Below are 10,672 nucleotides of genomic sequence, written 5' to 3' on the forward strand. Positions count from 1 at the left end.
GCCGCCAATCCCGGCACTTCGCCGATTGCGCGGCTCTATGAGGGTGCCTGCGTCGCCGGGCGGCCTCGCTCAGTCGCCGAGCGGCTCCGGCGGCTCGACCAGCGAGGGGAGCGCCCGATGAGGCTGTTGATCCTCGGCGGCACGAGCGAGGCCCGCGAGCTCGCCGCGCAACTGATCGAGGCCGGTGTCGACGTCACGTCCTCCCTTGCGGGCCGGGTGGCACGGCCGCGGCTGCCTGTGGGAGCGGTGCGGATCGGCGGGTTCGGCGGGGTCGAGGGCCTGAGGGGCGCTCTCGACCAGTTCGACGCGGTCGTCGACGCCACCCATCCGTTCGCCCGCGGGATATCGGCCAACGCGGCAGCGGCCTGCGCGCAGAGCGGCCATCCGCTGCTCAGGCTGGAGCGGCCGGGCTGGCCGGCGGACCCGTCCTGGGCCTACGTCGACACCCACGACGATGCCGCCAAGGTCGCCGCCGACCTCGGAGAGCGTCCCTTGATCACGGTCGGACGCCAGGAGCTCGCCCGGTTCGTCCCGGCGCTCGCCGAGCACCAGGTTCTCGCCCGCGTGGTCGACCGGCCCGAGATCGAGCTGCCCGAACCGTGGGCGCTGCTGACCAGTCGTGGGCCCTACCGCCTCGAGGGCGAGCTCGCGCTGATGCGCGAGCACGGGACCGACGTGCTCATCACCAAGGACTCCGGCGGCACCTACACCTGGCCGAAGATGGCCGCAGCCGCCGAGCTCGGGGTGGCCGTCGTGGTCGTACGCCGCCCGGCCGGCGCCGACGGCGTCCGAACGGTCGGCGACGTCGCCGAGGCGGCGGCCTGGGTGCGGGGGCTCGGATGAGCGACCGGGTGGTCGTCGGGATGTCGGTGACCGACGTCGATCGGCGCCAGGACCTGCTCGACTGGGCCGGCGAGCTCGACGCGAGCCTCGCCTTTCTGCAGATGGGCGGTCCGTCGCTCGCTGCCGAACTGACCCGGGTCGCCGACTCCGGAGCCTGGACCATCACCCTGGCCGGCGTCAGCCTCGGCCCGCTCGCCCCCGGCCACTCCTGGCTGCGCCGGATCGCGGCCCACTGGTGGCGTGAGCAGCCCGGGGACCGCCCCGAGATCCAGATCGCAACGCGACTGGCGACCACACGCGACGAGCTCGCCGACTCGTTCAGCGAGACCCGGCCGATCACCGGCACCGAGCCCGGGCTGACCTCGCCCGCCTGGGAGCGAGTCCCCGAGCACGTACGTCAGGTCCTGATCTGCCGCGGCCCGCGCTGCACCGCGAAGGGCTCGGAGGAGACCGCCCGGGCGGTGATCCTCGGCGCGATGGAGGCCGGTCTCGGCGACGACGACCTGCTGATCACCCACACCGGGTGCCAGTTCCCGTGCAACCAGGCGCCGGTGCTCAGCGTCCAGCCCGACGATGTCTGGTACGGCAACGTGGAAGCGGCCGCCGCCCGGGTGATCGTGCGTGATCACCTGGCCGACGGCCGCCCCGTGGAGGCCTACCGCCTCCCCCGCTGCTGAGCCTTCTCGTGGGCCGCTCACAGGCTCGCGGCAAGGGCCTTTCGCTCCGCGACGGCGCGCTCCGCCGCGTGCAGCCTGATCACCAGGCCGGTCAGTGCCACTCCGAGCACGCCCCACATGGTGGCGAGCGTGAACAGCGAGGCCCGACGGAAGAACCACAACGTGTCGGCCGGGAAGTCCCCGACCTCGTTGACCGTCGTGAACAGCTCCCCGGCGACGACCATCACGACCAGGTAGGCCGCGATCGCGCCGACCACGGCGAGATAGGTGCCGAAGCGCCCGCGCAGCCGCACGGCGGCGTACGTCACGACCACGGCCGCCACGACCGAGAGGGCCTGGAAGGCGAAGTAGACCGCGGTGCGGACGCCGATGGTGTCGCCGCTGCCGACCGCCGGTGGGGTGGCCGGGTATTTGAGGAAGGGCACCAGTGCGACCGCAATGAACCCGATCAGGGTGACGAGAGCCGTCGACTGTCCCGGCGTGAGCCGCCCGATCCGCCCGAGAGCGAATGCGGCGACCAGCCCGAGGATGCCCCCGAGCGCGACGCCGACGGCGAGGGTGCCGGTCAGCAGCCCCCAGGTGCTCTGGTTGGTGCGGGAGACCTCGGCGGCTTCCTCACCACCTTCGTCACCTTCGGCGGCATGGGAGTGCGAGTGCCCGTCGGCGCCGGCCGACTCCTCCAGCGCGATGGCAGCACCGACCTGCGGCTCACCGACGGCGTACGCCACCAGGAAGGTGACGACGCCGGCGAGGAGTCCAGCTAGGAGGCCGCGTACGAGAAATGCACGCGGGCTCATCAGTGGCAGGGGTAACCGAGCAGGTGACGACCGTCGTGGACCCACTCGTGGATCAGCGTGCCGGACGGGATCGAGACGGCGCCCTGGTCAGCGCTGATGAAGAAGAGCACCAGGAGACCGAGCAGACCGAAGAAGAGGGCCCAGGGGGCCAGCTCACGGAGCGGGATGGTGGGCAGATCGGCGCCGGCGACGGGCGCCACAGCGTGCTGCGACATATGTCCTCCTCAGGGATACCTGCGTCCCTGTTCGTTGGGGTTGGACGGACACTCGGGTCTGACTCCACCGCCGCAAGGCGATGTCACAGTAGCGCGACTGTGCCGGAGTTCCACCGGCTTCCTCATGTCCGTTGCGTGCACTATAGCGGGATCTCAGCGGAGCCACTCGTTGCCGGCGAGGTTGGTGAGATCGGTGATGTCGAGCGTCGATTCGATCCCGGACTCGGGTGCGAGACCGAAGTGCTCAAGCGAGCGCCGGACCCACTCGGCGGCGTCGATGTTGAGCGGGCCGGAGACCCACATCGCGTAGGGCAGGTTGACGAATCTGTTCTCCTTGACGGCCGGCAGATCACGGGAGGCAGGGTTGGCCTTGAGGACCTCGACCTTCTCCTCATAGGACTGCCCCGGGTAGTCCACAAAGTAGATGACGTCGGGCTCTGCGGCGGCGAAGCGCTCCCAGCCGACCTCGGTCCAGGTGTCCTCGACGTCGGCGGTCGCACTCGTCACCCCGGCGGTGTCGAAGATCGCCTGCGGGCCACCGAAGGAGCCGGAGGTGAAGATCGCGTCGGTGCCGGAGTCGAAGAGGAACGCGGTCGGCTCCTCGTCGGGCTTCGGCGCGCTCTCCAGGGCCTTGCGGCGCTTCTCGATGTCCGCCACGACCTTCTTCGCGGTCACGTCGTGGCCGGTCAGCGCGCCGATGTTGAGCAGGTCGGTACGCAGCGCCGTCCAGGCCCCCATGGTGCCGCGGTCGCCGTCCTCCTGGCGGCAGGTCTCACTGAGCAAGTAGGTGTCGATGCCCCGCTCCTGCACCATCTCGGGCACCAGGTTGCGCGACTCGCTGAACCCGTAGCCCCAGCCCGCGAACATCAGCTGCGGGTCGAGAGCCAGGACGGTCTCCAGCGTCGGGTGGTCCTCGCCCACGATCTCGAGCTCGTCAACCCGGTCCTCGGGGTAGGCGAGCTCGAGCAGCTGCTGGTCCCGGGCCAGACCGGTGACGGCGACGAGCTCCTCGCCGGCGCCGACGGCCAGGGCGATCGAGATGATCCCGCCGTCGTAGGCGTACAGCTCGGTCACCGGCTCGTCGACCGTGAGCTCCTCACCGCAGTTCTCGACGGTGATCGTGCCCTCCCCCGCCTCTTCGACGGCGGAGTTCTCCGCGCCGCAGGCCGTCAGGATCGTGGTGCCGAGCGCGAGCGCGGCGAGGCAGACGAGGCCGGGGCGTACGGGGCTGGTGATGCGCTGGGTCATGCCGATCGGTCCTTCCGAGGGTGGATGAGAAGGTGGGGCTGGTCCAGATGTGGATGCGGCACCTGGACCGAGCCGACGCCGAAGTGGTGCTCGACGCGGATGGTGTCGAGGACCTCGGCAGGCGGGCCATGGGCCACGACTGTCGCCGGGCCACTCTGTGGATCACCGGAGGGCTCGCTGCCTGGCGGCCGACCGAGGACCGCCAGCCGGTCGAAGGATCGGAGCGCCAGGTCGAGGTCGTGGATGGTCGCGACCAGGGTCTCGGCCCGGTCGGCGACGCTTTGAAGCAACCGCAGCTGCCAGGCGACATCGAGATGGTTGGTGGGCTCGTCCAGGAGCATCACCGGGCACTCCTGGGCGAGGCCGCGGGCCATCACCGCCCGGCGCCGCTCGCCGCCGGAGAGCCGCTCGCACGGGTCGTCGATGCGGTCGGCGAGGCCGACGGCGTCGAGAGCCGCCCGGACGATCTCGCGCTCCTGCCGTCCGCCCCGGGACCAGGGCCGGGTGCGGGGCACCCGGCCCAGCGCCACCATCTCCCCGACGAGCAGCTCGGCGGAGACGACCTCCTCCTGGGGGACGTACGCCATCCGCCGGGCGCGTTCACGCGAGCCGATCCGGGCCGTCTCGTGGAGCCGGCCGGTCTCGTCGGCGAGATGGGCCAGCCCGGCGCTGGGCCGCAGAACCCCGGCAAGGATCCGCAGCAGGGTCGACTTGCCCACGCCGTTCACCCCCACGATCCCGAGGCGGGTGCCCACCGGCACGTCCAGATCGACATCGCGAAGCACCTCGCGCTCGCCCAGCCGGGCCGCGACCCCGCGCAGCCGCAGCGCGGGCCGGCCGCTCACGCGTTACCGCCGAAGCGATACCGGCCACGGCCCAGCAGCAGCAGGAAGAGCGGCGCGCCGACGACGCCGGTGACCACCCCCAGCGGGATCTCCTGGGGGCGGGCCACCACCCGGGCGAGCACGTCGACCCACAGCAGGAACAGCCCGCCTCCCAGGGCCGCGACCGGGAGCACCACCCGGTGCTGGGCGCCCACGAGCAGCCGGGCCGCGTGCGGCACGATCAGCCCCACGAACCCGATCCCACCGCTGACCGCGACCAGGACCCCGACCAGCACGGCCAGCGCGACGAACAGAGTCGTACGCAGCGCCGCGACGTTCACGCCGAGCGCGGCAGCGGTCTCGGGGCCGGCGGCCAGGGCGTCCAGCCAACGGTGGAGCGCCAGCATTCCGAGCCCCAGGACGAGACTGAGGACCGCGGGCAGCCACAGCTTCTCCCAGCTGGCGCCACCGACGCTGCCGAGCATCCAGAACATCACCGAGTCGGCCGCGCGCGGATCATCGCTCATGAAGACCAGGAACGAGGCGATCGCGGAGAGCCCCGAGGAGAGCACGACACCCGAGAGCACCAGCCTGATCGGGGTCAACCCGCCCTGTGCGGTGGCCACCAGCCACACCAGCATGGCCGAGCCGACCGCCCCGAGCAGCGCGCCGCCGGAGACCGCATAGATGCCGAGGCCGCCCAGCGCCCCGGTGGTGATCGCCGCCGTCGCTCCCACCGAGGCGCCCGAGCTGATCCCGAGCAGGAACGGGTCGGCGAGCGGGTTACGGACCAGGGTCTGCATGCCGGCGCCGGCGACGGCGAGGCCGGCGCCCACGGCGAGCGCCATCAGCGCCCTGGGGACGCGCAGCTCCCACACGATCACGTCCCACTTCCCCGTGGCGTCGCCCTGGAGCCGGTCGCCGACGGTCGCGACGACCTCACCGATCGGTATCCGCTCGGACCCGAAGGCCAGGGACGCGACGGCGCTGAGCGCCGAGGCGAGCAGCAGCCCGGCCACCAGCGGCACGAACGGGACTCGTCGTCTCCCCTCACGAGCACGGCGCGGGCTCAGGGTCTCGCGGGACAGCGTTTCCACGGCGGTCGGCCTCTCAGGTCCTCTGGACCCTGGTCGCGAGGGCCGTGACGTATATCTGAGCCGACAGGTTTTCGGACTCGGGTTCACCCGGCGACGCCGCCTTCCCAGGGACTCGGTCCCCAGTGGCTTCCTGGTCGTCGCCGTCGCCCTCACCGCTGCGCGCCAGTCCCGGATTCACACCGGAGTTCCCTGGCATCCATCAGGATGCGTTCGACTCGGCGCAGAGGCTAGCACGGGCTGCGGAGACGGTGTCGGGGAAGTTTCCGACGACACGGCAGAACACAAGATCTAGGAAGTTGCATTGGTGTAATTCCCGCATATAGTGGTCCTCGCAGCTGGTTCTCCCACCTCGGCGACGGGGCGGGAGAGGCAAGAGGGAACCCGGTGTGAGTCCGGGACTGCCCCGCAGCGGTGAGTGGGAACGACCGCCGTCACGAAGCACTGGGAGCAAGCCGGCTCCTGGGAAGCGACGGCCACTAGGACCGAGCACGATGACGCCCACGAGTCCGAAGACCTGCCAGTGCCCACCTCATGGTGGGGTCCGCGACCTCGAGGGAAGGTCAGGGGATCGAGCGAGCACCACGTGACCGGGTCCGCCCGGCGCGCTGCCGCCGTCCTCCCTGCCCCGGCACGGATGCACGAGACATCCAGCGGGCCGGGGGCCCGCGTGAGCAAGGGGCATGGGGCTTGATCGACACCGAGGGTCTACCGATCCGCACCGAGAAGTCGGCGTACGTCTTCGACTATCCGATGGCCGAGGACCTGGCGAAGAAGCAGCGGAGCATCTTCTGGACCGCCGAGGAGATCCCGGTCGAGAACGACAAGCAGGACTTCCTGGTCAACATGACCGACGCCGAGCAGGCCGCGGTCAAGACCACGCTGAAGCTGTTCACCATCTACGAGCTGATCCTCGGCGGCGAGGTGTGGGGCGACCGGATCTTCCACGCGTTCCCGCGTCCGGAGGTCCAGATGATGTCCAACGCCTTCTCGTTCGCCGAGCTGAACATGCACGCGCCGTTCTACGCGAAGCTCAACAAGGTCCTGATGATCGACACCGAGGAGTTCTACGACTCCTACAAGAACGACCCGGTGCTGGCCGAGCGGATCCAGTTCGTGTGGGACGCGATCGCCGACGAGGACCTGCTCTACGCGCTGAGCGTCTTCACGCTGATGGAGAACTGCGTCCTCTACTCCAACTTCGCCTTCCTCAAGCACTTCCAGTCCGGCGGGAAGAACCTGCTGCAGAACGTGATCAGCGGCATCAACTTCTCCGCCCGCGACGAGAACCTGCACGCCACCGGCGGCGCCTGGCTGTTCAACACCACCCTCGACGAGTACGCCGCCACCGTCCCTGCCGACAAGTTCGAGGCCGAGCGCGACGACCTCTTCGCGAGGGTCCGTGGCGTCGCCGAGCACCTCTACGCCCACGAGGCCCGGATCGTCGAGATGCTCTTCGACGACGGGCCGATCGCCGGCATCGACCAGGCCGACCTGGAGACCTTCGTGAGGTCCCGCATCGACATGACCCTGGAGAACATGCGGATGGAGCCGCTGTTCAACGTCGAGGCCAACCCGATCGCCGAATGGTTCTACAGCGGCATCAACGGCACCCAGTTCCACGACTTCTTCCAGGTCACCGGCAACGAATACAACCGCAACATCGGCGAGACGGAGTTCAGCTTCTAATGAGCAACAACAACTGGGAGGCGCTCTCGGCCGAGCGCAAGTCCCTGCAGGCCGAGGGCGTCGTGCCCGCCTTCATGACCACGGCGGGCTACGCCATGTTCAAGGCCAAGTACACCGTCGCCGACCAGAGCGTCCGGGAGCGCTACGAGACCATCGCCAGCACCGCCGGCGACCTCGCCGACGAGATGTACCCCCGCGAGGACGGCGTCTCCTGGACGGAGCGGTTCTTCGAGGCGATCTGGAACGGCTGGCTCTCGCCGTCGACGCCGGTGCTGTCCAACCTCGGCACCGACCGGGGTCTGCCCGTCTCGTGCGAGGGCTCGTACGTCGAGGACTCGGTGTGGGGCTTCTACGAGACCCTCAAGGAGGCGGCGATCCTCTCCCAGAACGGGTTCGGGACCTCGGCGTACCTCGGTGATGTCCGGCCCCGCGGCGCGAAGTTCAGCGACAACGGCAAGGCCAACGGCGTGGTCCCGGTCTTCTGCAACTTCGTCGAGATGACCAACCAGATCAGCCAGGGCGCCACCCGCCGCGGCTCCTGGGCGGGCTACCTGCCGGTGGACCACCCGGACTTCTTCGAGCTCGCCGACCTGATCTTCCGCGAGCCCGCCAACAAGAACATCGGCTGGATCTTCAGCCAGGCGTTCATCGACCGGATGCTCGCCGGGGATCGCGATGCTCTGGAGCGCTACCAGCGGGTGCTGAAGATCCGGGTGGTGCTGGGCAAGGGCTACATCTGGAAGGTCGACACCGTCAACGCCGCCCAGACCGAGTCCTACAAGGCCAACGGGCTGGCCAACAAGGCCTCCAACCTGTGCTCGGAGATCACACTCTTCTCCGACGAGGACCACTCCTATACCTGCGTCCTCTCCTCGCTGAACCTCTCGACCTACGACGAGTGGAAGGACCAGGACACGGCGTACGTCGCAACCGTCTTCCTCGACGCGGTCGCCGAGGCGTTCCTGCGCAAGGCCCGCACCATCCGCGGCCTGGAGCGGGCGGTGCGCTACACCGAGAAGGCCCGCAGCCTCGGGCTGGGCGTGATGGGCTACCACGACTACCTGCAGAAGCAGCGGGTGCCGTTCGAGTCGGACAAGGCTGCGGCGCTCAACAAGGACATCTTCGAGCGGATCTCGTCGCACGCCGACGCAGCGTCGCGGTGGATGGGCTCGGTCGCGGGCATCCCGGAGTGGTGCGTCGGGCGACGCAACTCCCACCTGATGGCGATCGCGCCGACGATGAGCACCGCGGTGATCGTCGGCGGCACCAGCCAGGGCATCGAGCCGTACGTCGCCAACGTCTGGAACCAGACCACCTCGGCCGGCGAGATGCCGCGGGCCAACCAGAACCTCGTCGAGGTGATGGAGGAGCGCGGGGTCTACGACCAGGCGCACATCGACGACATCGTCGACCACGGCGGTTCGGTCCAGCACGTCGACTGGCTCGACGAGCACGAGAAGGACGTCTTCAAGACGGGCTACGAGATCGACCAGGAGATCCTGCTCGCCCGCGCCTCGGACCGGCAGGTCTACATCGACCAGGCCCAGTCGCTCAACCTGTTCTTCCAGGCCGACGCGACCCCGCAGTACATCAGCAAGATCCACAAGCTGGCCCTGCTCGACCCGAACATCAAGAGCCTGTACTACCTGCGCTCGCGGGCCGGCATCCAGGCCAGCAAGCAGACCCGCACCAACTGACCACTTCGACCTTCGACCGAGAGGCATGACCATGAACGAGACCCCGACCACCACCGACGCCATCGACGACCTGACCTGGGACGACTGGAGCGATGCCGAGGTCTGCGCCATCGAGAACGGCCCTGACTGCGCGGCCTGCGAAGGCTGAGGAGTGAGTCCAAGTGCCGAGCTTGCTCGTGTACTTGCGGCGAGCGACGAAGACCCGCCGCCGAAGGCGGCCGGGATGAGCGAGCCGGCCGGGCGGCCGACGCTGACCGTCTGCCGCGGGTGCTGCTGCGGGTCGGAACGGAAGTCGCCCGGAGTGGACCATGCGGCCGTGCTCACGACGCTGAACGCAGTGGCCGGGGAGTCGGCGACCGTACGTGTCGCCGACTGCCTCGGCCCCTGCGAGCGAGCCGACGTCGTGGTGGTCGGCCCCTCACCCGAGGGGCGGCAGCGCGGAGCGCGGCCCGTCTGGGTCGCCCGGGTCGGCACAGCGAGGGTCGCCGACGCCCTGGCCCAGTGGACCCGCGCCGGCGGACCGGGCATCGCTGAGGCACCGCCCGCGGTCCTGGCACGGGCCTTCCGTCACGGGCGCTGAGTGATGACGGCGTACGCCGCCGCGACCAGGGCCGCGCCGATGCCGACCCTGCGGGCCAGCGCGGTGGCGCTGACGACGTCGGCGGGGGCGGCGTCGCGGCCATCCCCCATCACCGCGCGGTGCTCGACCCGGTTGCCGTAGTAGCGGTTCGTGCCGCCGAGGCGGATGTCGAGGGCGCCCGCGAAGGACGCCTCCACGACGCCGGCGTTCGGGCTCGGGTGCCGTGCGGCGTCGCGACGCCAGGCCTCCCACGCCTGCCTGGCCCGCGACGGCGCGGCGGCAAGCGTGAGCAGGCCGGAGAGGCGGGAGCCGGGCAGGTTGAGCACGTCATCGAGGCGGGCGCTGGCCCAGCCGAAGTGCTCGTAGCGGTCGTTGTGGTGCCCGACCATCGCGTCCAGGGTGTTGGCGGCGCGGTAGCCGAGCAGGCCGGGTACGCCCGCGACGGCTCCCCACACCAGCGGTGCGACCACGGCGTCGGAGGTGTTCTCGGCGACGCTCTCGACCACGGCCCGGGAGACCTCGGAGGCGTCGAGCTCGTCGGTGTCGCGGCCGACGAGGTGGGTCAGCCGCTGCCGCGCGGCCGGGAGGTCGTCGCGGTCGAGATGGGCGTGGACGGCCAGTGCCTCCCGCTCCAACGACCGGCCACCGAGGACCGCCCAGGTCGCGGCCGCGGTCACCAGCGTCTTCCCTGTTCGCCCTGGGGCGAGGCGCTCTGCGGCGGCGCCGAGGGCCACCGCTCCCCCGACCAGCGTCGCGGTGTGGAGGACGCCTCGGGCCCGGTCGTCCGCGTACCAGGTCTGTTCGGCCCGCATCGCGACCGCGCCGAACCCGGCTACCGGATGGAACCGGCGCGGGTCACCCAGCATCCGGTCGAGCGCGAACCCGGCGAGAAGTCCGACCGCACGCGGGTTCATCTCGATGCTCCTGCCCGACGATCGGCGGCATTTTCCCGCCATGGCGGGGAAATGCGGCACGTTGGGCAGCTGCAGACCCGCACTTTCCCGCCAT

General features: G+C 70.2%; 11 protein-coding genes and 2 riboswitches. Of the genes, 5 read left to right on the plus strand and 6 right to left on the minus strand.

Translation table 11 applies throughout. The annotated features are described in order from the left end of the window. Together ABZU72_RS28140 and ABZU72_RS28145 are read left to right on the plus strand one after the other, a co-directional pair. On the plus strand, positions 1–843 hold an 843-nt coding region (locus ABZU72_RS28140), incomplete at its 5' end, for a cobalt-precorrin-6A reductase (RefSeq protein WP_355022071.1). Further along, the gene (locus ABZU72_RS28145; protein WP_355022072.1) at positions 840–1,520 is read left to right on the plus strand and encodes a (2Fe-2S) ferredoxin domain-containing protein; all 681 of its coding nucleotides are present in this window, start codon (positions 840–842) and stop codon (positions 1,518–1,520) included. The genes ABZU72_RS28140 and ABZU72_RS28145, both read left to right, overlap by 4 nt. A gap of 17 nt (positions 1,521–1,537) precedes the next feature. On the opposite strand, the gene ABZU72_RS28150 is transcribed toward ABZU72_RS28145, so the two are convergent. From ABZU72_RS28150 to ABZU72_RS28170, 5 genes are all read right to left on the minus strand, one after another. Then, positions 1,538–2,317, minus strand: coding sequence for a CbtA family protein (locus ABZU72_RS28150; RefSeq protein ID WP_355022073.1), 780 nt, complete (start codon positions 2,315–2,317; stop codon positions 1,538–1,540). Beyond that, entirely contained in the window at positions 2,317–2,532 is a 216-nt protein-coding gene (locus ABZU72_RS28155) for a CbtB-domain containing protein (protein WP_160028078.1), read from the minus strand. The genes ABZU72_RS28150 and ABZU72_RS28155 overlap by 1 nt, the downstream gene beginning before the upstream one ends. Positions 2,533–2,685: 153 nt before the next feature. Continuing rightward, positions 2,686–3,780 (minus strand): ABC transporter substrate-binding protein, encoded by a 1,095-nt coding sequence (locus tag ABZU72_RS28160; protein WP_355022074.1) that lies wholly within the window; start codon positions 3,778–3,780, stop codon positions 2,686–2,688. Continuing rightward, positions 3,777–4,625 carry an ABC transporter ATP-binding protein gene (locus tag ABZU72_RS28165; RefSeq protein ID WP_355022075.1) on the minus strand — a complete coding sequence of 283 codons (849 nt, stop codon included), beginning with the start codon at positions 4,623–4,625 and terminating at the stop codon, positions 3,777–3,779. Before ABZU72_RS28165 ends, ABZU72_RS28160 begins: the two co-directional genes overlap by 4 nt. Further along, complete coding sequence (locus ABZU72_RS28170) at positions 4,622–5,632, minus strand: iron ABC transporter permease (RefSeq protein ID WP_355022080.1); 1,011 nt, start codon at positions 5,630–5,632, stop codon at positions 4,622–4,624. Before ABZU72_RS28170 ends, ABZU72_RS28165 begins: the two co-directional genes overlap by 4 nt. Before the next feature lie 113 nt (positions 5,633–5,745). Next, positions 5,746–5,931, minus strand: a riboswitch (cobalamin riboswitch). A gap of 89 nt (positions 5,932–6,020) precedes the next feature. Continuing rightward, positions 6,021–6,238: riboswitch (cobalamin riboswitch) on the plus strand. A 150-nt stretch (positions 6,239–6,388) separates the two neighbouring features. On the opposite strand from ABZU72_RS28170, the gene ABZU72_RS28175 reads away from it, so the two are divergent. The 3 genes from ABZU72_RS28175 to ABZU72_RS28185 all read left to right on the plus strand — a co-directional run bounded on the left by ABZU72_RS28175 (position 6,389) and on the right by ABZU72_RS28185 (position 9,664). After that, a complete protein-coding gene (locus ABZU72_RS28175; RefSeq protein ID WP_355022076.1) occupies positions 6,389–7,387 on the plus strand; it encodes a ribonucleotide-diphosphate reductase subunit beta in 999 nt (332 codons plus the stop codon). Then, positions 7,387–9,084 (plus strand): ribonucleotide reductase N-terminal alpha domain-containing protein, encoded by a 1,698-nt coding sequence (locus ABZU72_RS28180; RefSeq protein WP_355022077.1) that lies wholly within the window; start codon positions 7,387–7,389, stop codon positions 9,082–9,084. The genes ABZU72_RS28175 and ABZU72_RS28180 overlap by 1 nt, the downstream gene beginning before the upstream one ends. Before the next feature lie 223 nt (positions 9,085–9,307). Then, positions 9,308–9,664 carry a (2Fe-2S) ferredoxin domain-containing protein gene (locus ABZU72_RS28185; protein WP_355022078.1) on the plus strand — a complete coding sequence of 119 codons (357 nt, stop codon included), beginning with the start codon at positions 9,308–9,310 and terminating at the stop codon, positions 9,662–9,664. On the opposite strand, the gene ABZU72_RS28190 is transcribed toward ABZU72_RS28185, so the two are convergent. Then, the coding region (locus ABZU72_RS28190) for a cobalamin biosynthesis protein (protein WP_355022079.1) at positions 9,652–10,672 on the minus strand (1,021 nt) is incomplete at its 5' end. The two genes, ABZU72_RS28185 and ABZU72_RS28190, sit on opposite strands and share 13 nt — an antisense overlap.

Source organism: Nocardioides sp. NPDC004968 (assembly GCF_040608935.1).
GTDB lineage: Bacteria > Actinomycetota > Actinomycetes > Propionibacteriales > Nocardioidaceae > Nocardioides.